Annotated in this window: 18 protein-coding genes and 1 other RNA gene; 13 read left to right on the top strand and 6 right to left on the bottom strand. The window is 61.7% G+C overall.

The window, feature by feature from the left end; all coding sequences use genetic code 11:
• The first annotated feature begins 44 nt into the window (after nucleotides 1–44).
• Nucleotides 45–1577 carry a hypothetical protein gene (locus tag ACILSO_RS09760; RefSeq protein WP_395737202.1) on the top strand — a complete coding sequence of 511 codons (1533 nt, stop codon included), beginning with the start codon at nucleotides 45–47 and terminating at the stop codon, nucleotides 1575–1577.
• A gap of 44 nt (nucleotides 1578–1621) precedes the next feature.
• Complete coding sequence (hisI, locus tag ACILSO_RS09755) at nucleotides 1622–2038, top strand: phosphoribosyl-AMP cyclohydrolase (protein WP_395737201.1); 417 nt, start codon at nucleotides 1622–1624, stop codon at nucleotides 2036–2038.
• Nucleotides 2039–2735: 697 nt separating this feature from the next.
• Here the strand turns inward: hisI and ACILSO_RS09750 are convergent.
• From ACILSO_RS09750 to ACILSO_RS09740, 3 genes are read right to left on the bottom strand one after another with little or no spacing between them, the layout of a single operon-like run.
• Nucleotides 2736–2933 carry a hypothetical protein gene (locus tag ACILSO_RS09750; RefSeq protein ID WP_395737200.1) on the bottom strand — a complete coding sequence of 66 codons (198 nt, stop codon included), beginning with the start codon at nucleotides 2931–2933 and terminating at the stop codon, nucleotides 2736–2738.
• 29 nt (nucleotides 2934–2962) lie between these two features.
• Nucleotides 2963–3751, bottom strand: a complete 789-nt coding sequence (locus ACILSO_RS09745; protein WP_395737199.1) for a hypothetical protein — start codon at nucleotides 3749–3751, stop codon at nucleotides 2963–2965.
• Nucleotides 3752–3803: 52 nt separating this feature from the next.
• Nucleotides 3804–4856: a hypothetical protein gene (locus ACILSO_RS09740; RefSeq protein WP_395737198.1), complete on the bottom strand. Its 1053-nt coding sequence runs from the start codon at nucleotides 4854–4856 to the stop codon at nucleotides 3804–3806.
• A 200-nt stretch (nucleotides 4857–5056) separates the two neighbouring features.
• Between ACILSO_RS09740 and ffs the strand changes: the two genes are divergently transcribed.
• Nucleotides 5057–5151: signal recognition particle sRNA small type (ffs, locus tag ACILSO_RS09735), an RNA gene on the top strand.
• A gap of 21 nt (nucleotides 5152–5172) precedes the next feature.
• On the opposite strand, the gene ACILSO_RS09730 is transcribed toward ffs, so the two are convergent.
• Nucleotides 5173–6474 carry a hypothetical protein gene (locus ACILSO_RS09730; RefSeq protein ID WP_395737197.1) on the bottom strand — a complete coding sequence of 434 codons (1302 nt, stop codon included), beginning with the start codon at nucleotides 6472–6474 and terminating at the stop codon, nucleotides 5173–5175.
• The gene (locus tag ACILSO_RS09725) at nucleotides 6474–6734 is read right to left on the bottom strand and encodes a phosphopantetheine-binding protein (RefSeq protein ID WP_395737196.1); all 261 of its coding nucleotides are present in this window, start codon (nucleotides 6732–6734) and stop codon (nucleotides 6474–6476) included. Before ACILSO_RS09725 ends, ACILSO_RS09730 begins: the two co-directional genes overlap by 1 nt.
• A 153-nt stretch (nucleotides 6735–6887) precedes the next feature.
• Here ACILSO_RS09725 and trpC point away from each other — a divergent pair, with 153 nt between their 5' ends.
• On the top strand, nucleotides 6888–7694 hold the full coding sequence (trpC, locus tag ACILSO_RS09720) for an indole-3-glycerol phosphate synthase TrpC (protein WP_395737195.1): 807 nt from the start codon (nucleotides 6888–6890) through the stop codon (nucleotides 7692–7694).
• A gap of 5 nt (nucleotides 7695–7699) precedes the next feature.
• Here trpC and ACILSO_RS09715 read toward each other — a convergent pair whose 3' ends face one another.
• Nucleotides 7700–8632, bottom strand: a complete 933-nt coding sequence (locus ACILSO_RS09715) for a LysR substrate-binding domain-containing protein (RefSeq protein WP_395737194.1) — start codon at nucleotides 8630–8632, stop codon at nucleotides 7700–7702.
• Between the two features lie 145 nt (nucleotides 8633–8777).
• Here ACILSO_RS09715 and ACILSO_RS09710 point away from each other — a divergent pair, with 145 nt between their 5' ends.
• The 9 genes from ACILSO_RS09710 to ACILSO_RS09670 all read left to right on the top strand — a co-directional run bounded on the left by ACILSO_RS09710 (nucleotide 8778) and on the right by ACILSO_RS09670 (nucleotide 22598).
• Nucleotides 8778–10217 (top strand): glycosyltransferase, encoded by a 1440-nt coding sequence (locus tag ACILSO_RS09710; protein ID WP_395737193.1) that lies wholly within the window; start codon nucleotides 8778–8780, stop codon nucleotides 10215–10217.
• 10 nt (nucleotides 10218–10227) lie between these two features.
• Nucleotides 10228–11043 (top strand): FkbM family methyltransferase, encoded by an 816-nt coding sequence (locus tag ACILSO_RS09705; RefSeq protein WP_395737192.1) that lies wholly within the window; start codon nucleotides 10228–10230, stop codon nucleotides 11041–11043.
• 126 nt (nucleotides 11044–11169) lie between these two features.
• Complete coding sequence (locus ACILSO_RS09700; protein ID WP_395737191.1) at nucleotides 11170–13263, top strand: tetratricopeptide repeat protein; 2094 nt, start codon at nucleotides 11170–11172, stop codon at nucleotides 13261–13263.
• A 135-nt stretch (nucleotides 13264–13398) separates the two neighbouring features.
• The gene (locus tag ACILSO_RS09695) at nucleotides 13399–14805 is read left to right on the top strand and encodes a DUF1501 domain-containing protein (RefSeq protein ID WP_395737190.1); all 1407 of its coding nucleotides are present in this window, start codon (nucleotides 13399–13401) and stop codon (nucleotides 14803–14805) included.
• A 286-nt stretch (nucleotides 14806–15091) separates the two neighbouring features.
• Nucleotides 15092–17440, top strand: a complete 2349-nt coding sequence (locus ACILSO_RS09690) for a PQQ-binding-like beta-propeller repeat protein (protein ID WP_395737189.1) — start codon at nucleotides 15092–15094, stop codon at nucleotides 17438–17440.
• Nucleotides 17441–17517: 77 nt separating this feature from the next.
• Nucleotides 17518–18192, top strand: a complete 675-nt coding sequence (locus tag ACILSO_RS09685) for a hypothetical protein (RefSeq protein WP_395737188.1) — start codon at nucleotides 17518–17520, stop codon at nucleotides 18190–18192.
• Nucleotides 18189–19316 (top strand): AAA family ATPase, encoded by a 1128-nt coding sequence (locus tag ACILSO_RS09680; RefSeq protein ID WP_395737187.1) that lies wholly within the window; start codon nucleotides 18189–18191, stop codon nucleotides 19314–19316. Before ACILSO_RS09685 ends, ACILSO_RS09680 begins: the two co-directional genes overlap by 4 nt.
• Nucleotides 19313–20041 carry a hypothetical protein gene (locus ACILSO_RS09675; protein ID WP_395737186.1) on the top strand — a complete coding sequence of 243 codons (729 nt, stop codon included), beginning with the start codon at nucleotides 19313–19315 and terminating at the stop codon, nucleotides 20039–20041. The genes ACILSO_RS09680 and ACILSO_RS09675 overlap by 4 nt, the downstream gene beginning before the upstream one ends.
• 4 nt (nucleotides 20042–20045) lie before the next feature.
• Complete coding sequence (locus ACILSO_RS09670; protein WP_395737185.1) at nucleotides 20046–22598, top strand: hypothetical protein; 2553 nt, start codon at nucleotides 20046–20048, stop codon at nucleotides 22596–22598.
• Nucleotides 22599–22606: the final 8 nt, after the last annotated feature.

The raw sequence follows: 22606 nt of genomic DNA, 5'->3' as shown, positions 1-22606 counted from the left end.
GAGGTTACCGCTCTGGCGATGAAAAAAATCCATCTGCCGCCAAAATGCAACGCCGCCAAAGACCGGGCAAGCGCCCTACCTCCTCTCCGTTTCGCTGGCTTATGTGGCTGGCGGCCCTGCTCGTCGTCGTCGGCGTTCTTCTTGTGCTGCTGGCCCCCTCTCTCGTCACCAGCTACATCCGTTCATACGTTCAGACGGATGACTTTCGTGAAAAGGCCGCGGACCTGATTGCCGCCCGCTCCGGAGGCACAGCCCACATCGCCCCCATCACGTGGAATGATGACACAGCAAGCGCTGCCGACCTTTCCGTGGAAGCTCCTGAATGGACTGTGGATGCCGGGGGGCTGCATGCATCCCTCGATTTCGGTGCCATCCGCCTGGGAAAATGGAGCATTCAAAATGCTGGCGCGGACGAGCTCAGTCTGCGCCGCACGGCGCCGGCCTCCCCTGGCAGTTCCTCGCCGGAACCCGCCGCCAGATTCGACGACAGCGAAGATGGCGTACCCTCCTTCCTGCGGCGCTACATCCCCACCAAGACTCTGGTCAGTGGTTTTGACGTCCACCGCTTCCTGTTCGAACAGGCGGGCTGGAAAATCTCCGACACCCAGCTGCGCCTCGGCAACTGGCAGAGCGGTGAGGTTTCAGTGTCCGGCAAAATGACCGGTGGCAAGCTCCTCACACCCATCATGGCACCCGAGCAGAAGGAGCCGCTGGGCTTCGACCTTGCCAAGGCGACGCTTCGTCTGGGCAGCAGCCAGCTGCAGATCAGTGATGCCTCCCTGCGTTGGAAGCAGGAGGCCACGGCCACCCTGCGCGGCTCCATCAAGCCCGAATCGGGCGCCTGGCAGACTTTTGTGCATGTCAAAGGGGTGCCGCTGGATGAATTTCTCGATGCATGGTGGGATCAGCGCCTTTCTGGAAAGATCGAGGGCGACCTCGAAATGTCCGGCGCCAGCAACACTCCTCCTGCCTGGAAAGCAGATCTCGTGCTTCGGGATGGCGTGCTCACCGGACTTCCCATTCTGGACAAGCTTGTCACCTACACCAACAACCAGCGATTCAAGCGCATCGTGCTCGACACCTGCACCGCCACCGTCCGTCCGCAGGGAGATTCCCTCCGCATCGAAAACATCGTCGTCCAGTCCAACGGCCTCCTTCGCATCGATGGGGCCCTCAGCATTCGCGGGCGGATGGTGGAGGGGGATTTCCTCCTGGGTGTCACGCCCGAGACTCTGAGCGGCATTCCCGGGGCCAGCAGCCGGGTCTTTGTGGAGAGCAACCCCACCGGACCTGCGGGCATGCATTGGACGCGCGTGCGTGTGGTCGGCACCTTTGATGCACCGCAGGAGGATCTCAGCAGCCGCCTCATCGGCGCGGCGGGCATGTCCCTTCTTTTTGACACCCCTGGAGCCGTGGTGGAAAAAGGCGCGGAAGTGCTGCTCAAACCGGTTCTTGGCGGAGATGCCGCCAAGATGCCGGCCAAAGTCATCGAAGGGGCCGGCGGGCTGCTGGAAAACGGCGTGAACGCCGGCTCCGGCCTCATCAACAAGGTGCTGCCGGTGTTCCCGGGAAAATGAGGAAGTTGCGCAGCAGGGATGTGCCGCTAGCATGGAGCACCCCCATGTCCACCCCCGCCCCCATCTCCTTCGCCGCCCGTGAGTCGAAGCATGCCATCGAAGAAGGCATGCTTTTTGCCCCGAAGTTCGATGAGCATGGGCTTATGCCAGCGATGGCTGTGGATGCCGAAACGGGCGCGCCGCTGATGCTCGCCTACATGAACGAGCAGTCGCTCAAGATGACGCTGGAACTCGGCCAGGCGGTTTACTGGAGCCGAAGCCGCAACCAGCTCTGGCACAAAGGGGCCACCAGCGGCGAGTTCCAGGAAATCATCGAGATCCGCACGGACTGCGACCAGGACGCCCTCGTGCTCCGCGTGAAGCAGCACGGCGGCGGCTGCTGCCACACCAAGCGCCCGAGCTGCTTTTACCGCGTCGTGAAAGCCGCCGAGGGCGAGGCCGTGCTGGAAGCGGTGATGTGATACGGCAAGGAGTTGAAAACAGGGATGTCGCGTCCCAACACCGGATCAACCTCAGAGCGCCCGAACTTCATGCGGCTGGATTCTGGACGAGGGGGCTGAGCAGGGAGGCGTCTCTTTGGTGACTGTTTGCGGGAACTGCGCAGGCAGGGTGGAAGCAGAGAATTGAAACGAAGACCCGTGCCAGACCTCGGTGTCCATCGTGTCCCGCGGTTAAACCATGATTAAAAGCACGCCTTTTTCTCGCTGGCAGGGCGTGCGGGCTTTCTGGAACGTAGGTCCGCCGTGTTTGGCGGGCGGAGCTTCCGCTGCTCAAGTGCCCGCTTCGCCAAACCGCCCGACTTCGAGGGGGATCTCAAAAGCTCCAGCCCGTGCCGTGTGCTCAAGGCTGCCAGAACGCTCGAAGCCACATTTCCCGTGCCACACGCTGATGGACGGACGGGTTGTCGCCACGTCCAACCTACGTCCCTGCATGAAGTGCCGTGTCAGTGCGGCAAGCACCCGGGCATTCGAATGCCCTCGTGGTCGGAAGCATTGGCGGGGAAGTGTGGAGCGGAGAAACCAATGCGACGCCAGCACATCCGACCTATGCCCGGAGGGCCATGCTATCGATGCACTCCTTGTGCAGGGGCGTCGGCATTCTTCTACTCCCGATCAGCTTAGCAGGGGCAGGGGAAATGCAGGCGCATGCGCCTCCAGATCAGCGGCTGCCGGGAACCATGCCGCCGTAGCGAGCATTGCCTTCCCAGGACCGGGGACGGTTCCATGGCAGGTTGCTGTACTGGCTGGAGTCCGGTCCCACCACTTTCTTGCGCTTCGGTTCGTCTGAAGTGCAGGAGGAAAGGCAGCAGGCCGCCGTAATCGACAAAAGGAAAAGACTGAGCAGGCGTGTCTTCATAGTAGTCGCCCCTTTAATAATGCGCCGAATCAGTTTTGCACCAAGTTTTCGAGGATCACGCGATCTCCCGGCATGATGACCTGACCGTTGACCACAGTATCAGGCACGATGGCTGCCATGGAGTTCTTGTTCTCCACGGACATCACGCTCACTTTGCCCACGGTCTGTGCGCCACGGGTGACGATCAGCTTGGTGTCCTGGGTCAGCCCGGTGCTCTTGCCGGCATCAATGATCACAAAACCCCAGTCGTAGTTCACAGCGATCACACGGGAGGTCAGGCTGTTGCGTTCAAAGTTCTTGCGGCGCTCCTCGATCTTGTGGTTCACGTCGTCCAGGCGCTTCTGAATGCCGGCGACTTTTTCCTCTTCCGCGGCCACTTCCTTCTTCTTGATCTCGGCCTGGCCTTGGAACTCCAGCATTTCCTTCTTCATTTTCTGAATGCTTTCGGCCATGTTGTCAGGGTTCATGCCCTTGGGGAGCAGTTCGAGCTCCTTGTCCTGTTCAGCCTTTTTCTTTTCCTTGGCGGCAAGAGCCTCTTCCGTGGTGGCCACTTCGCCGTCGGTCTGGGCCAGCTTGTTTCTTTGCGCCTTCAGCTTCTCAGCCTCGACATCAAGGTCCGCCTGAACGGTTTTGATGCTCGAGTTGACATCATTGACACCCCTGATGGCGGTGAGTTCCGATTTCTTCTCGGTTTGGATGCTGGCGTTGAGGGCATGAACCCTCTTGCGCACTTCGGTGAATTCCTGCCCGTTTTGGAAGGCGAAAACGCCGGCAACGATGATCACCACTGCGCTGAGAATAAAAAGAACTTTGGTCATGGGAAGAAGGGTCGGAAAAGAGAATCAGGAAAAGAAGAGCGGGCCGTGGCCATTATTTCGGGGGAGCAGGCGCAGCACCGAAGGGGTCTGCCGTGCTAGGCGCTGGAGCTGCACCAGCAGCAGGAGGAGGCGTGGCGGGAGCAGCGGGAGCGCCGAACGGATCAGAATTCATGGCTGGAGCAGGTGCTGCCGGGGCTGGGGCCGGTGCGGCAGGAGCGCCAAAGGGATCGGAGTTCATGGCCGGGGCGGCAGGTGCTCCGGGAGCGGCTGGGGCGCCGAAGGGATCAGAGTTCATGGCTGGGGCAGCGCCGGGGGCTGCTGGCGCGGCTGGAGCGCCGGGGGCTGCAGGAGCTCCTGGGGCAGCGGGAGTTTTGGCAGTCGCTGTCTTGGCGCTCTGCTCGGCGGCGGCCACCACCAAGTCACCCGCGCGGATGTGTTCACCTTCAGCAAGGCTGCCTTTGACCAGGTCCGCCACGGAGGAGTTCTGCTCCACGTCGCGCACCTTGAGCTTGGCCACCACATCTTTGCCGCGCTTCACTTCCAGGTCGGCATTGGCAAACACGCCGCCGCCATTTCCCTTGTTGAGCACCACAAAGCCCCAGTCCGTGTAGGAATGGGCCACTTTCGCGGTAAAGTCATCATCCACAATGCCTTTGCGACCACGCGCTTCGCGGTCTTCGGCCTCTTTGGCGGCATTCATGAGGTTTTTCACCCGCTCCTGGGCGGCAACCAGATGCTGCGTCTGATTGGTCAGCATGGACTCGGCTTCGTAACGCTCCTTCGTGATGGACTCAATCTGGGCGTTCAGCGCCTTGATGTCACCTGCGTCTTCGATCAGTTTCTGATTCGTGGCCACCTGCTTGGAGATCTTGTCCAGCTTGTCTTTCGCCTCGGCCAGCTTCTGTTCGGAAGTCGTCACCTTGGCAGCGGTTTCCACCGTGGAAGTCTTGGTGGTTTCGAGTTCCTGCTTGGTCGTGGCAAGCAGGGCGTCACGGGACTTCTTCGCCTCTGCAATTTTGGCGATGTGGTCCTGCTGTGTCTTGAGATTGGCGGTGGCAAATTTCTCACGCTCGCGCTCCGCATTGAGCAACTTTTGGTTGGTCATGGCAAAATAGCATGCGGTGCCAAGGCACACGGCGGAGAGAGCTGAGAGGATTTTCCAGACCATACAAAAAAGAGAATTTGAGAATTAAGGGCCTGATTTTTACCGGAAACGCCAGAGTTCGACAACACCAAAATTCGCCCATTTTGCCTTTCCGGCGCAATCCTGCTTGTGTCCGCTCAAGCCTGCGGCTAGATCAGACGGGTCAGGGGCCGCGGATGTTCAGCTTGCGAACCCCGCCAGGTCCTGACGGAAGCAACGGCAGCCTGCCTGTCCATGTCGCGGTTCCCTGGCACTTTTTGATCGTCCTCCCTTGCGGTTATTCGTCCGCAGTCCCGGCGAGATCTCTCTGAATCTCCTGTCTGAGATCTTCCATTTCAGCCTCGGCCAGACTGTCCCCACGCCAGGCGAGCGTCACCGTGATCCTGCCTCCGAAGTCGGAAACGAACACCCCGAGGCCGGGCGGGGTGCAGACGCTGGGTATGGTGCAGATGTTGTGGATCGGCGCTCCGGAAAAATCACTGCGTCCGGGAAGAAAAGTGCCGGTATGAGAGTGAAACAGGCTGCAGATCTGCCCCCGGTTGGTCAGCCGGACCATCGGGATGAAGGAGCGCAGCGGCAGATGCGCCGCCAGCATCATCAGCGCCTCGGACGCCTGAGGCCTCTCCTCCCGCATGGCTTCGCGGTATTTTTCCAGCACATGCTGCACCGCCTGCTCCACGCTGCCCAGCGCAGCGGCGTTCAGAAAGAGCGGCATCGAGCCCATGTGATTGCCAAAAATCAGCTCCCGGCTGCGGCCACGGAGCTGGATGGGAAGCTGCAGGTGGATCTCCGGGCTGTCCCAGCCGCGTTTCACATGCAGCAGCCGGAGTGCCCGCGCGGCGATCGCGGCATAGAAGGGCATCTGCATGAAATCGCCGCACAGGCTGCGCAGCCGGGCGGCTGCCCGCGCGGTTTCCTCGGCTGAAAGTTCGATCAGGCTGAACTCCGGCAGCCGTCCTCTTTCTACCGGCATGCCTTTTTTCCATGCAGAAAGGCAGCCCGCGGTGGTCATGGCCAGCAGCCGGTCCCGCAGGGGTTTGGCCCGCTTGTACACCTGCCCCATGCTTTCGCGCCGCGGGGCGGGCAGTGGTGGCGGGTCCGCCGTGCAGCTTCCGGCGGCCAGCTTTTCCAGCAGCAGATTGATGCCGCTGCCGTCCAGCAGCGCATGCCGCCAGGTCAGCAGAATGTCATGCCTGCCATCGTTTCCCCAGGGAAAGACTTCCATCCAAAGTGGGGAGTGCAGTTCTCCCTGAGCGGCTCTTCCCTGCAATCGCTCCTGGATCATGGCCGCGTCCGGCGCCTGCTCCCGGGCGCCGTGCCAGCACACGGGCGGTGCGGGGATCGTGCCCCGGGTCTTCCAGGCCCAGCGCCAGCCGCGCCACTGCCGTTTCAGCTGAGCCCCCAGCATGGGATGGTGCGCATGGATCTGCTCCCAGGCCTGCGTGAGTCGTTGCGTGTCCGGTCTGCCTTTCAACTGCAGACGCGTGACTCCCCAGTGCGATCCCTGGCCGCTCCGGCGCATGAAGGATTCGAGCCCGCCGAGGAAAAAATCGACCGAGGTGGCAGGCTGGATCTGCATCAGGCGGCAAGGCGGCGTTTTTCCCCGAGAAAGCTTGCCAGCGCATTCGCCGTGGCAAATCGTTCCCGAGTCATTTCCGCCGGGTTTACTGTCAGGTGAAAACGTTCCTCAATCTGCAGCAGCAGCTGCATCATGGCCATGGAATCCAGCCCCATGGAAAACAGGTCGCTGTCGGGTGCGATGGGATCCTGCGGTTCGAGGATGTGCTCGGCGGTGAGCAGTTCGATGACGGCGGCGGGGCTGATAGGCGCTTCGGGCATTCATCATAGAGAAAGCCTGCATCCTGCGGCGCGTCAAGAAGCCCCTGCGTGCGTATTTTGCCTTCCGACCATGATTCAAAATGAGAAGATTTTTGAAAACTGGTCCAGGAGTGGTTGCACATCGCCAGCCCTCAGCCACCATGCGCCCCCCTTATGAACAAGCTGGACGAAATCATCGCCCACAAGCACACCGAACTGCAACGCCTGCTGCCGCGCGCCGAAAAGCTCCGCGCCGCCGCCGCCCTGCGCGATGACGTGCGCTCCTTTTATGACGCCCTCCGCGCCGACCCCACCCGCCTGAGCATCATCGCCGAGGTCAAGCGTGCCTCGCCCTCCGCCGGCACCATAGCTGCAGATTTCGATCCCCTCGCCATTGCCCGCGGCTATGAAAAGGCCGGCGCCAGCGCCATCTCCGTGCTCACCGACGAGAAGTACTTCCAGGGCCGCCTGGAGTACCTCTCGCTCATCCGCGAGCAGCTGGACATCCCCTGTCTGCGCAAGGACTTCATCATCCACGAGGCGCAGATCTTTGAAGCCGTCGTCGCCGGGGCGGACGCCATCCTCCTCATTGTCGCCGCTTTGGACCAGCCCACGCTGGAGCATCTCCTCGAGGTCGCGCACACGTTCCAGCTCGATGCTCTCGTGGAAGTGCACAACCTGCCCGAACTCGAGCGCGCCCTCGCCACCGACGCGCGCATCATCGGCGTGAACAACCGCAATTTGAAGTCCTTCACCGTCGATCTCGCCACGACCGAGGAGCTTGCCGAGGAAGTCCCCGACGACATCGTCCTCGTGGCGGAAAGCGGCATCAAGACCCCCGCCGACGCCATCCGCCTCGCCGAGGCGGGCGCTGATTCGCTATTGATCGGAGAGACGCTTATGCGCAGTTCCAACATTCTGGTGGACCTGCCTCAGTTCCGCGCAGCCACGCCTGCTGCGGATCAATATTCAGGGGAGTAATTCAGCTACCCCTTCGCGATCTGCGCCGCCAGCTCCGCGATCAAACTCGTCAGCGTCGTCAGTTCCTTGCTCGCCTCTTGCTTTGGGAGAACCAGCAGCAGCTCCGTCGTCGGCACCGGCGCGACGAGGGGGATGAACACACAGCCGCCATGCGGCATCTTGCTTGCATGCTCCGGTATCAGCGCCACCCCGCCCAATGTGGTCACCGTTCCCAGCATCATCGAAAGGGAGTCCACCTCGCTCACGATCTGCGGGTCAAATCCTGCCTGCTGGCAGATCGAGCGCAGGAATTCGCGCCGCCCTGGAAACGAGGCATCGGAAAGTGAAACCCAGCGTTCGTTTTTCAGCGCGCTCAGCTTGACCTGCTTCTTCTTTGCCAGCGCATGATCTTCGGGGAGCAGCGCCGCCATTTTGTGCCGGGACAGTGTCCGGGTGGTGAAAAAAGCCCGGTCGCTCTCCGAGATGTTGCCCAGGATCGCGGCATCCAGCTCATGATTGCGCAGCCGGTCCAGCTGAGCGCGTGGCGGCAGGTCAAACAGGCTCACCTGCGCCTTCGGATGCCGCTGGCGGAACTCCCGCACCGCGGGCACCACCAAGTCGTCCAAAAACGGGCCCAGAAACCCGAGCCGCAGCGTGCGTCGGGCGTTGCCAAACTGCTCGCGCAGCTGCTGCGCACCTGTTTCCGCATCACACACGATCTGTCTGGCCTTTGGCAGGAAAAAGCGTCCCGCATCGGTAAGGTGGATGCGCTTCCGGATGCGGTCAAAAAGCGCCACTCCCAGCTCTCCCTCGAGCACGGCGATCTGCCGGCTCAGCGCGGGCTGAGTCACATGCAGCCGCTTCGCCGCGGACGAAATGCTCAGGTCCTCGGCGGCGGCGATGAAGTAACGAAGCTGGTGAAATTCCACCTCAGACCAGACCACAGTCCTGCCCGCCATGCAAATCAGCGCAGAATGCAGCTCCTTTGCACCCGAAAATATTCGGCAACCTTAGACTCTATTCGGATCATAGGCTGCATGCTTACCCACTTCATGAGAGGCTATTTCTGGTGCTATCTAAAAGATCATGCCATGATGCCTCTTCATGAAACTCCCGGCTTCTACCGAGACTCACCTGCCGCCATTGGTCGGTTCGCGCCTGCAGGCACTCGCCGCGTTTTATGATGATTCCGCACTTCAGCGAGGATGGGCCGCGCAGGCCTACCACGAAATGCTGGCCCGTTACTACAACCTCCAGATTCCCCAGGACGCCAGCGTTCTCGAGATCGGCTGTGGAGATGCCAGGCTGCTCCGCCTCCTCCATGGAAAAAAACATGTCGGCATCGATGTCTCACAGCATCAGATTCAGAAAGCCCGCGAGTGCATGCCCGCGGCCGAATTCCACGTCCAGGCGGGTGAGGCACTGGAGCTCGATCAGCAGTTCGATGTCATCATCCTCTCGGAGACGATCAATCACGCAGCCGATGTGCAGCTCATCTTCGAGCGCCTTCATCACGTCAGTCACATAGGCACACGCCTTATTCTCAACTTCTTCAACAACCTCTGGCGTCCCCTCTCCGCATTCGCTGTCCGCGCCGGCATGCGCACCCGCCAGCCCGAGACCAACTGGCTCTGCCATGACGATGTGCGCAATCTCCTCTCCCTCTCCGGCTGGGAGGAGGTCGGCAGCTCCACACGCATCCTGTTTCCTTTTCGAGCCTTCGGTTTGGAGGCCCTGATCAACCGCTGGCTCGCGCCCTTGTTGAGTCCCTTCTGCCTCGCCATCTTCTCCAGCGCACGTCCTCGGCCTGTGCCTGCAACCAAGGAGCTGACCGTGTCGGTCATCATTCCTGCGCGCAATGAAGCGGGAAACATTGAGGCGGCAGTTTCCCGCACCCCCGTCATGGGGGCTGGCACCGAGATCATCTTTGTCGAAGGCCACTCCACCGACAACACCTGGGCTGAAATCCAGCGCGTGAGCCAGGCGCATCCGGAGCGGCGCATCACCTGCCTCCAGCAGACAGGGAAGGGGAAGGGAGATGCCGTGCGCGCAGGCTTCGCTGCTGCAACTGGAGATGTCGTCATGATTCTGGACGCAGACCTCACTGTGCAGCCCGAGGAACTGCCCAAATTCTACGCCGCCATCGCTTCGGGGAAAGCCGAGTTCGCCAACGGCGTGCGCCTTGTTTATCCCATGCAGGATCAGGCCATGCGCTTTCTCAATCTCTGCGCCAACAAGGCCTTCAGCCTCATTTTCTCCTGGCTTCTCGGTCAGCCGGTCAAGGACACCCTCTGTGGTACGAAAGCGATGCTCCGTCAAAACTACGAACGCCTCGCCGCAGGCCGCGCCTACTTCGGCGACTTCGATCCCTTTGGCGATTTCGATCTTCTCTTCGGCTCTGAAAAGCTGGGCCTCCGCATCATGGATGTCCCCATCCACTACGCCGACCGCACCTATGGCACCACCAACATCCATCGCTGGAGCCACGGCTGGCTGCTCCTGCGCATGGTTTGGTTCGCCGCCAGAAAACTGAAGTTCGTCTGAGCCTCCTTCGATGTTGTCCACCGAATCCAAAATCCGTCTCGCGCGCGTTCTCTACCGCCTGCTCAAACTGGCTGGCTTTCGGGACGAGCAGGTCGTCACCCGCTCCGGCGTGCGTTTTCAACTCGATCTGCGTGAAGGTATTGATCTGTCCCTCTTCCTCTTCGGTGCATTTCAAAATCACGTTCTCTCAGTCTCTCCTCAATCAGCCGCTCCGGTCATTTTCGATGTCGGCGCAAACAGCGGCGCCATCACTATCCCGCTCGCTCAGAAGCATCCCTCAGCTCAGATTCACAGCTTCGAGCCAACTCATTACGCCCTCGAAAAACTCCAACGCAATCTCGCGCTCAATCCCGCTCTGGCCCCACGAGTCACCGTCAATGCCTGCTTCGTCGGCCGCAATTCAGGAACGAACTCAGCCGCAAAAGCCTACGCAAGTTGGCCTGTGGACGGCACCACCACCGGCGACACGCACGCCACCCATTTCGGTCACATGAGAGACGCCACCGCCACACGTACCAGTCTTGACGACTACATCACCGCTAACGCCATCCCCAAGGTCCATCTCATCAAGATCGACACAGACGGACATGAACTCGAAGTGCTCGCAGGAGCGCAAAAACTCATCGCCACCAGCCGCCCGCGCATCGTCATGGAGATGTGCCCCCATCTTCTGGAGGAGCACCGTCTCATTCTCAAAGACTACGTGGACATTCTCGGGCCAGGCTACCGCATGACCGATCTTCAAACCGGCAGAGCATTTGACGAGCAGGCATTGGCTCGCTTGCCCCACCGCGGAGGCACGGATGTGCTGGCAGAAGTTTGCTGAAACCGAATGAATGTTAAGCCCATGCCAAACTCCATTTCAGAAACAGTCTCTGTTGTAACATGAACACCCTGCTGGCCGCTCCCATCCATGGAATCGCAGTCCGCACTGAATCCTGCGACTAACCCTGTGCCTTTACCCGCAGTCCATCAAATGGGAGGATTCCGTGCCTTTTTCACTCCAGGCCGGACAGCGGCGGCGGTTTGCCTCGCGCTGGTTTTCATGGTGCTGGGAGTGTTCTGGCAGTGCCGCGCATTCTCCTTTGTGAACTGGGATGACAATGCCTTCGTGTATGAGAACAGCCATGTGCGGCAGGGGCTCACTTGGGAAAACGTTCGCTGGTCCCTGACAGCAGGCATCGGCAAGGAAGTGTGTGAGACGGACTATTGGAGACCGGTCAGCATCATGTCTCACATGCTTGACGTCAGCCTCTTTGGTTTGAATGCTGGTGCGCATCACATGATGAGCGTGGCTCTGCACGCTCTCACCGCCGTCGCATTGTTTTTGGTGATGCGGGCGATGACAGGGCGCCTGTGGCCATCAGCCTTTGTCGCTGCCGTGTTTGCCATCCACCCCTTGCATGTCGAGTCCGTGGCCTGGGTGGGAGAGCGCAAGGACGTGCTCAGCGGCCTGTTCTTTGTCCTCGCACTGGGGGCTTATCAACGGTTCGTGCAGCGTCCGTTTCATCTCGGCATCTACCTGCTTCTGTTGCTCATGAGCGCTCTTTCCATGATGAGCAAGCCCATGCTCGTTACGCTGCCCTGCGTCCTTCTGCTGCTGGACCACTGGCCGCTGGGACGTACGCGTAGCGTTCCGCTCAAGCGCCTGTTCATTGAAAAAATCCCGCTGTTTCTCATGACGGCCACCGTCGCAGGCATCACGTTGACCGGACGTGGATGTCCCAATGATCCGCTGTGGGCGGCGCTGCCATGGTACTACCGTGCCGGCAATGCCATGCTGTCCTACGGCACTTACATCAGGCAGACCTTCTGGCCTGAAGGACTCGTCGTTTTTTACACCTTTCCCGGCCGCAATCTCAATGTGGGCGGTGCTTGGGCTTCCGTGGCGCTGCTCATCATCGTGACCGCACTCGCATGGCGGCTGCGCCAAAAATCCTGGCTTGGCATTGGCTGGCTGTGGTTCCTGGGAATGCTGATGCCGGTCATCGGATTGCTTACTCAGGCTGGCGATCAGGCGCATGCAGACCGCTACACCTATCTCTCGATGATCGGCCTCACACTGATGGTGACCTGGGCTGCAGATGAATGGGCCGGAACACAGAAGGCACGCAGGCAGTTTCTCGGTGCTACCGCCGCGGCAGTGCTGGTTGTCCTATCTTTCGCCGCGCACGCACAGACCTCCCACTGGCGTGACACCCTCAGCCTCTGGCAGCACGCCGTGAACTGCGATCCCACTGAGAGCGTGGCTCATGCAAATCTGGGAAACGCCTTGATCGAAGCCGGACGCACCGAGGAGGCGATCGTCAGTTATGAGCGCGCGCTGAAGGTGAACGCCTTCCACCTCAGAGCACGCATGAACCTCGGCCTCACGTTGATGCGGGTGGGAAAATTTGAGGAGGCCGAGGCTCATCTGAGGCGCGCGGTGCAGGACGGCTCCCAGGAGGCCGAAGCCTTCAGCGGGCTCGCCCTGATCCTGCTGCGCAAAGGTGTGCTGGATGAGGCCATCACCTATTTGCAAAAAGCCGTGGCTCTTCACCCCGACGTCAGCAACTGCTTCAATCTCGGCAACGCCCTCATGCAGTCCGGCCAGTATGCCAGGGCGGCCGAAAGCTTTCTGCAGGTGATCGAGTTCAACCCGAACCATGCCGATGCCCGCTATTGTCTCGGCATGGCCTGCACTCAGCTGGGAAATGTCACTGAGGCAGGGGCCTGTTATGAATCCGCCCTGCGGGTGAATCCCTCGCACCTTCCCTCTCTCAACAATCTTGCCTGGCTGCTGGCCACGAGCAAACAGGACAGCCTGCGCAATGGGGCGCGTGCGGTGGTGCTCATGGAGCATGCGCTGCAACTGCCCGGCGGGAGCAGGGCGCATCTGCTCCAGGTTCTGGCAGCGGCTTATGCAGAATCAGGCCAGTTTGAAAAAGCCAGCCAGACCGCTTTCGAAGCCGCGACAAACGCGCAGAACCAGCGAAACCCTGCCCTGGCTCAGGCCATCCTGAAGGAGCGCCAGGCCTACCTCTCGGGTGTCCCCTGGCGCGAATAGCTCCGCTCAGTTCCCATCTCCCTCCGCGAGATGCCCCCGGCGCTATCTCTCAGCATTCACTCTTTTTTTGCGAGGCCGTCTCACTTCACGCCGTACAACACCGCCAGCATGCCATCACCGCTGTTTCGTCCCTCCATGGACCGTCGGGCCTTTCTCACGGCCTCGACGATGGGTCTCGCGTCTCTGCGTTGCGGCCCCGCGTTGCGCGCATCCACCGGCCCCGCGCTGGCCGCGCCCACGCTCGCAAAGCCCGCCAAGTCCACCGTCCTTTTCTTCCTCTGCGGTGGTGCCTCCCACATCGACATGTGGGACATGAAGCCCGAGGCACCGCTGGAATATCGCGGTGAGTTTAAACCTATCCGCACCACGGGCGAGGACATCAGGCTCTGCGAGCACCTGCCCCTTCTTGCCAAACAGGCGCACAACTTCTCGGTCGTGCATGGCATCACCGATGGCGGCCAGGCCACCGGAGATCACCACGCCGGGTATTATTACAATCTCACCGGCCACGTGCCGGACATCACCTTCAAGCAGCAGGGCAATGACCGCCGCCCGTATCCCGAAGACTGGCCCTACATGGGCAGCGTGGTTGCCATGAAGCGCCCGCCGCATCCCTCGCTGCCTTCGCTCATCACCCTCCCACACAAGCCCAGCAAGCTGCCCTTCACGCGTCCCGGCCAGTTTGCCGGGCGCATCGGCATGGAGCACGATCCCTTCTTCCTCAATGGCAGCTTCGATGAGCCGCTGAAGTTTGCCGCGCCCACCATCTCCATGTCCGGCAGCATGACCGCGCAGCGCATGCACGATCGCAAGGCGCTCCTCGCCGCCATGAACGATGCGCGTCGCGAGCTTGATCACGAGATGGCGGTGCAAAACTACGTCAAGCAGCAGGAGCGCGCCTTTGACCTCCTCTCCTCCTCCAGCACCTCCAACGCCTTCGACATCCAGTCCGAGCCTGACAAGCTGCGCGAGCGCTACGGCCACACCATCAACGGCACCAGCCTCCTCATGGCCCGCCGACTCGTCGAGGCCGGCGTGCCCTTCGTCACCGTCTTCTGGAAGGAGGACGAAAGCACCGCCAAGCAGTGCAAAAGCGCTGGTGGCTGGGACACGCATGGAGACAACTTCAACTGCCTCCGCAAATACCTCCTGCCCAAGTTTGACCAGGCCTTCTCCGCCTTCTTGGAAGACCTCTCAGGTCGCGGACTGCTGGATGAAACTCTCGTGCTCGTCACCAGCGAGATGGGCCGCACTCCCAAGATCGGAGATCGCCGCTCCGGCGGCACCATCGGTGCTGGCCGCGACCACTGGACCGCCTGCATGAGCGTCCTCATGGCAGGAGCTGGTATCCGCGGCGGCCAGGTCGTCGGCGAGACCGACGCGCGTGCCGAACTCCCCAAAGACCGACCTATCCGTCCGGAAGACATCACCAAGACCGTCTACTACGCCATGGGCATCAAGGACCTCGAAGCCAAAGACAAGCTCGGCCGCGCCTACAATCTCCTCGATGAAGGCAAGCCACTCACCGAACTCTTCGGCTGACCGCCTTCCTTATGCATTGCATGAACGGCATTTGGTTAAGGCAAACTCGCTCCCCCTCCGCCTCCGTTCTCAGCACCAAAGTTGCGGCCTATCGTAGCCCAGGGCCAGCGAGCCTCAGCGAGCGCCGCCCTGGGTCCGTGAACGCCCATTTCGGGAAGCAAACCCATCGCTCCGCCACACTCTCCCCGGTCCCAGCAGCGTCTGCATGCCACTCCGCTTCACGCTTGCGGCATCGCATACGCACCGTCGCCACCCAGCGCTAATCACCTTTTCCCGAACGCCATTCATGCATCGTCTCCTCTTCACCGCGCTCTCTCTGTCCCTGTCTCTCTGCGCCACCCTCCATGCCGAAGACTGGCCCCAGTTCCGCGGCGCCAATGGCACCGGCATCTCCTCCTCCGCAAAACTGCCGCCCGACTTCTCCGCCGAAAAAAACATCGCCTGGCGTGCCAAGATTGGCGATGGCATCGGCTCTCCCATCATCCAAAATGGCCGCGTCTTCACCACCGCCATGCTGGGAGACCAAAAGCTCGGCGTGTTCAGCTTCGATGCCGCCACTGGGAAGCAGATCTGGCGCAGCGAGTTCGACACCGGCACCCTTCCTCGCATCACACCACCAAACAGCCACGCCTCCTCCACGCCCGCCACCGATGGCGATCGCGTCTACGTCTATTTCAGCACCATCGGCCTCATCGCGTTCGACTTCGCCACCGGCAAAGAAGTCTGGCGCCACACCATGCCCCGCCCCGCCTATCTCATGGACTGGGGCGCTGCCTCCTCTCCCATCGTTTACAATGGCATGGTCATCTTCTGCCAGGACGACGACCTCGCTCCCTTCGTCGTCGCGGTGGATGCAAAAACCGGCGCGGAAAAATGGAAGACCGCGCGCAAAGACATGCTCGCCGGCTACGCGCTCCCCGTCCTTTGCGAAGCCAATGGCCGCACCGATCTCGTCATCGCCGGCAGCGGAAAACTGAAAGGGTACGATCCCGCCACGGGCAAAGAACTCTGGACCTGCAACACCCTCCTCCGCACCATCATGACCTCGCCCGTCGTGCATGACGGCGTCATCTACATCGCCGTGCAAAGTTACGGAGATTCCACCCGCACCTTGAAGCACGCCCTGCTCGAATGGCTGGACACCAATCAGGACAAAATCCTCTCCCGTGACGAGACACCCAAGGAGTTCCACGAGCGCTTCGATGCCTCCGACAAAAACGGCGACAAAGTCATCGGCCCCGAAGAAATCGACACCGCCTTCCAATCCCCCGACAACATGGCCGCAGGTGGCAACATCATCCAGGCCATCAAAGGCGGCGGCAGCGGCGATGTCACCAAAACCCACGTCCTCTGGAACATCGATCCCAAGACCCCTTCCAATCTCTCTTCACCGCTCTTCTTCCATGACCGCATCTACGTCGTCAAAAGCGGCGGTATGTCCAGCTGCTACGATGCAAAGGACGGCAAAACCCTCTGGGACCGCAGTCGCCTCGGCAACTTCGGCGACTACTTCGCCTCTCCCGTCGCCGCCGATGGCAAAGTATACATCGCTGCGAAGAACGGTTTCATCGTCGAACTCGAAGACTCCCCGCAGCTCAAGGTCCTCGCCAAGCATGACATGGGCGAGGAGATCATCGCCACTCCCTCCATCGCAGATGGCCGCCTCTTCGTCCGCACCCGCGAGAGCCTCCTCTGTGTCTCCTCCAACACCTCCGCGCCTGCTTTGGCAGAAGCAGGGAAGGGGACCGCCAAATCCGATGCCATCGAGATGATCACCGCCCAGCCTCCGCACGGCTCGCGTGTTTGGAATGGATACACCGGCAATGCCATGGGTCAGGAATCCTGGACTCAGGAGGAACTCGAACAGCTTCTTAAGCGCCTCCAGACCTTGAAATACACCGGCATCGCCATCCCCGCAAAAGTCGCGCCCTTCACGCCCATCCGCGTCGATGGCGACACTGGCGGTCGCAAGGCCTTCCACGGTGCCGCCACCTTTGAAAACCCTGACGTGGCCGCCATCACCGCCCGTTTCCGCGAGCATGCCGACAAGCTCGGTTTTGAAATCATCACCGCCGAGCCATCACCCGCCTCCGTCCTGCCAAAGAACGACTTCGCCAGCGAAAAAGCTCTCAGCGATCTCGTCACTCCCATGTGCGGTGAAGGCGTCGCCGAGCGCATGTGGCTCGGCTTCCAGGCCATCGAAAAAGCCTCTCAGCTCATCGCCCAGAACGATCCCGCCCTCGGCATCCCCTCGCCCGACATGCTCCTGCGTCATTTGCACTCAAAGAAAGCCCTGCCCGAATGGCTCACCGAGGCCAAGACCTACTACGCCACCGCCATGAACGAGATGTATCGCGCCAACACCCGCGCCCGTGAAGGCTCACGCAGCTTCACACTCTACAATGCCAAGCGTCTCGAGTTCACCTTCCACTTCATGTCTGCCATCGAGTCTCTCTACAAGTCTCACGATCCCGCCACTCGCTCCGACTCTCTCGAAGCCGCCATGGACAGCATCTACAACGCGCTCAACTCCTGGTCGGACGTCGCCCGCGACTCCACCGATCGCGGCGCCATCGCCCTCCTCAATGAGTACGGCTATCGTCCGCTCGTGAAGGTCGTCAAAGGCCGCGAGTGATCTCCGTACTCCGGCAAAAACGCCGCAGAGAGACGCTTGTCAGCTGCCGATTCCAGTTCTTTCTTAGGCGGCACTGCATGCCAGTCACCGTTTCAATCGCCGATTTCTTCTCCGCCCTGCACGTTTCAGGACAGGTGGGTGTTACTAGAGAGGATTTGCTGCCGGGTGATTCAGAGCAGACGCTCGCTCTCCTCAGCCGGGCTTTTCAGGACGCCTGCGAAGACTTGCCTGGCGGCTTGAAGGTGGATCTTGAATGGTGTCCCGCTGCGGCCCAGGACGCCCTCCGTTATCTCTACCGCCTTTGCCAGGTTCTGGTGGATCGTGCCATGTCTGAAGAGCAGGCAGGGGCCGTTTGTGCCGCCATGCCTCTTGCGGCTTCCTCTCCTGGGGAATTGTTTTCGCAGGACCTCGCGCTCAGACATCTTCCCGAACTGTGGTCCATGGCCAGATCCATGAGCGACAGCGACCCCCTCGTCACCGGCATCGAGCAGGCTGCGGTGCGTTTTCCTCTTTCGTCCGTCGGCATCGCGCTGAAAAGCGCGCCTGACCTCATGCCCCTGCGCCGTCATGACGGCCTCTGGCGCTTGTATCTTGACCGCATCATCGAGCGCCAGGATGCCTCTCGTCTGGACGATGCACACACCTCGCTCGCCGTGGCAGATGCCCTCGGCGACCACGCCCTCTCACTCGCCCCCAAGCTCGCCGCGCGGCTCTCGCTTTCCACCCCTCTCATTCTCTGCCCCCAGCCATGACCGCTCTCGAAATCGCCCGGCATCTCTCCGATCAAGTCCTGCGCCCCATGAAAGCCGTCTTCGTCGGCAAGGAGGAGATCATCGATGTCATGGGCATCGCTCTCGCCGGTGGTGAAAATCTCTTTCTTCACGGCCCTCCCGGCACCGCCAAAAGCGCGCTCGTCCATGAGCTTGCTCGCCGTCTCGATGCCCGCGCCTTCGACTACCTCCTCACCCGCTTCACCGAGCCGGGCGAACTCTTCGGCCCCTTCGACATCCGCCGTCTGCGCGAGGGAGATCTTGTCACCAATACCGAAGGCATGCTGCCGGAGGCCGACTTCATCTTCCTCGATGAACTGCTCAATGCCAACAGCGCCATTCTCAACAGCCTCCTCCTCGTCCTGAATGAGCGCGTCTTCCGCCGCGGTCGCGAGACCCGCCGCCTGCCCGCGCTGCTCGTCGTCAGTGCCAGCAATCATCTTCCCGAAGAAGACGCCCTGCGCGCGTTGTTTGACCGCTTTTTGCTCCGCGTTCACTGCGGTTATGTTCCCGAAGCGGAGCTCTCCGCCGTGCTGGAGGCGGGTTGGGAATTGGAAAAATCACGCCGCGCCGCGCCGCCTTCGGTAGGTTTGTCCGCACAGGACATTCGCACCTTGCAGGATGCTCTTCCTGCGGTCGATCTCGCCCCCGTGCGCACCGCCTATCTTGAGCTTGTCGCACGCCTGCGCGCCGCGGGCATGGAGGTCTCCGATCGCCGCGCGGTGAAGCTTCAGCGCGTCATCGCTGCCAGCGCCCTCATGTGCGGACGCCAGGCCGCCCGTGTCTCGGACCTCTGGGTTCTGCGCTGCATCTGGGACCGCGAGGAGCAGCGCGAGATGCTTGCCGCCATGGTTCAGGAAACCATCAACAAAGACGCTCCCGAAAGCGGCGACCATCCTCAGGCTCACGGCGGCAATGCTCCCGATCCTGAGAGCCTCGCCCGCGATCTCGATGCTCTCTCAGACGCCTGGGCGGATCTCGCCCTCGGTGTCGCGAAGGATCGCCTTTCCGCTCTCGCCGCGCGTGTCCCATGGGTGCGCCAGACCGAGACACGCGAGGCCCTGCAGGAGAAGGCCGAGGCACTTTGGCGGAGGGCCGGGTCATGAGCACGCCGGCCGGGCAAAGCGTAGCGGTGCTGGCTGCGTCAGACGTCGCCTGGCTGGGCCGCTGGCGTACGCTTCCCGGGCATCTCGCCTGTGAATCCGCTGGCCGTGTCTGGGTGCGCGGTCCCGTCGGTTTGGAATGGGAGCGCCTTCCTGCGTTGCAGCGCTTCAATGTGGATGATGCAGGCCGCCTCACTCCCGCGGGGCATCGTCTGCCCACCGCGCGTCTGCCGGATGGCCCCTGGCAGCCCCTATCGGAATTCCTTCGCGTGCGCCCTGCTGCCGCGGCTCTTCCTGCGCTTCACGTCGCTCCCGTTGCCTGGACTCTCGAGCCCTCCGCCGAGTTCCGCCCGCCAGCCCTCATGCTGCTGCCCTTTGAGGCACTGCTTGCATGGGGACTCACCGCTCCTGCCGTGCGTCTGCAGTCCCTTCGCTTCGCAAAGGCGGACGACGGCCGCGCCTGCGTCATGGGCGGCCTGCTGCCTCCCCTGCCCGGAGAAGCATGGTGCGTGGAGGATCGCATCGCCACGCCTGCTGGCTGGTCTTTGCCAAAGGGCGTCACACCCGCCCTCGTGGCCGCCTGCATGAAGCTCTCTCCTGGCGAAACGGTTCTCCTGCATTCAGACGGCAGCGCCGAGCGCCTGCCTGCTGAGGCCTTCGTCGAAATCTCCCGCAGCTCTCTGCGCGCCACCGCCACAGCTGCCGCGTCATCCGTTTCGGAAAACTGATCTCGTGCACTCCCCCGCCACACTCGCCTACTTCTGCGCACCCCTGGGCCATCTCTGGGAGTGGGAGGATGCTGGATCAGACCAGGACGTGGTATGGTCCGATGGCAGGTTCACGATCGCTCTTCGCCAGGAGCTCACCGAGCTGCTGGAGGCCTGCGTGCCCGTGGGCCTTCCTCCCCTGGGCTCCATCCTGTGGGTCATCTCCGCGGCGTCAGAAAGCTTCGATGCGGGTGCCAGTCGTGTGCGCCTCTGGGCGGCGGCGGAGCGTGCCACCGGAGACAGCGATGTCCCCAGCGGCATCGCCGCGCTGTGGAAAACGGTCGCAGCAGGCCTGGGCCATGTTCATGCGCTGCCTGCGGATTTGCGAGCCAGCGGCCCGGCCCGCCGCCGCCTCCTGCGCATGTTGTTTGAGGACGTCTCTGCGGAGCTCCCGCACAACATCCCGCCCGCCAGCTCTCTGCACATGCTCTCCGAGTTTGTGCAGACGCCCGGATTAAAAGTGTTTCAGCGGCGGTCCCCTGAGCTCAATGGCGTAGCACGCCTTCTCAAAGATCTCAGCACGCTGGAAAAAGCCTTCTCCCGTTGTCCGCCGGAGCACCTTGAGCTGCGTCTGCGCATCGGCATCGATGACCTTCCATCCCGACAGCTTGAGCTGCCGTTGCCGGCGCCCGATGACGCCCCCGCGCCAGAAGTGCCTGCGGATCTTTTGCGCGCCCTGGAGCATGAGGGGGGAGAGCCCGCCCAGGTGGCCGGTCTCGTGCGCCGCATCGGCGCCATGCTCCATGTGCCCAAGGCCGTCACGCAGCGGGAGGAGCTGCCACTCGGCGGCGTTTCGGACATCACCAATCGTGGCGATCCCTCCCGGCTGCTCATGACCGAGCTCGCGTGGGATGACCTCACCTTTGCCGTGCGTCTGGCTCAGGGAGAGGCGCTCTACCTGCGCCGCGAATCCCCTCCGGCTGAACCTCCGCCAAAGCGTCTTGTACTCATCGACACCGGCATCTTCATGTGGGGAAAGCCGCGCCTCTTTGCCCTCGGCTCCGCACTTGCCCTGCTGCGTCAGAAAATCGGCGTGCGCACTGCCATCTCCACCGTTTTTGCCCTGGACGGTGAAGGCTTCGAACGCATCACGCTTGAAACGGTGCGGGATGTCCGCATGCAGCTGGCACGTCTTCAGCCGCAGCCTCATCCCGGCGCGGCTCTGGCCCGGCTCGCCGAGGAGGTGCCTTCGCCTTTCCAGTCCGGTGAGGAAGTCTTTCTCGTCACTCATCCCGCCGCTCTGGAGATCCTCTGCCATCTGCCCATGTGGCGGTACCTTGCCAGCTCTGTGCCCTTGCATTCACTGGTCGTGGATCGCGATGGCAGCCTTGAACTCTCCCGTCACAGTCTCGCCGGCGCTCGTTCTCTCGCCCGTGCCCGCATTGATGCAGAAGACCTCTTTGCTCCACCTGCCGCGGCTTCCTCGTCAAAGGCTTTGCCCTCCGCTCTGACCAGCGAGATCGGCCGCCTGCCTCATTTTTATCGCCAGAGTGTCTGGCCGCTCTACGTGCCCGGCCCGCCCATGCCGGGCAAAGCCTTTCAGATCGGGGGCAAAGGCTTCGTCGGTATTTCCACCTCGGATGCCGTTTGCTGGTGGACGCTCCGCGTCCATTCGGGCCGGGTTCTTTTTCCCAACGCTCCAGGCCATGACTTCAAAGGCGTCGTGGTCGACCCGGAAGGCGAGGATCGCGTGATCCTTCTCTTCGGTGCCGCCGAACACCGCCACCTGCTGTTTCTTGTAGTCTCTCTCACCGGTCGCGAGGCGGCTTGTCTCGTCACTTATGAGGGGCTCCTTGAGGTGATGTCACAGTTCCGCATCCAGTCGGGCGCGCTTGTGCTGATCGACTCCAGGGCCGCCAAGGCTGTCTCGCTCGAAAATGGGCGCGTCATTGCCACTCAGGAATTGAGCAAGTCTGGCGGTGTGCCCTGGTTTGACGGCGAAAACTTCCACCCTCATGGAGAGCGGCCCGCCATGGGCAGCCTGCTGCTGACCAGGCACGCAACTCCAGTGCGGCTCACCACCAAACGCCACCGCATTTCCGAGGTGACTCATGTGGGCTTTGGCATCGCGGGCGGTTTGTTTGTCAGGAAAGAAAAAGGCCGGGCCTACCACCTCGATGTCCATTCGAAAGGCGGCCTCGAATGGAATGCCGTCGCCGATGCTCATGCGACCTTTCGTCCGTTGCAGCCACTGCTTCTGGCGGACTGGCCCGCCTGCGGGCTTTTTCAGGCGGAGTTCCCGGATGGCCGGCGCGTCGTCTATGACGTCCGTGGCTTCCTCCATGTGTGCGACTCCGGCGATGACTCGCAGGAGATCAGCCTCGTGCTTGTGAAAGGCCATACGGCCGCCTGGCAGCGCCGGGGTTTTCACTATGGCGAGCCAAACCTGCTGTGGGATGAAGCCATCGGTGCAGCATCCGTGCTGCGCACTCTGACTCAAAGGCTCTTCCGCGCCTGTGAACCGGACAAGGCAGGCAAGGTGCGGAGCAATTTCAAAAAGTACCTCGCTTCAGAATAACCCGCCGC

It is taken from the genome of Prosthecobacter sp. (genome assembly GCF_044226605.1).
Taxonomy (GTDB): Bacteria; Verrucomicrobiota; Verrucomicrobiia; order Verrucomicrobiales; family Verrucomicrobiaceae; genus Prosthecobacter.
This window is presented reverse-complemented; position numbering and strand designations above follow the sequence as displayed.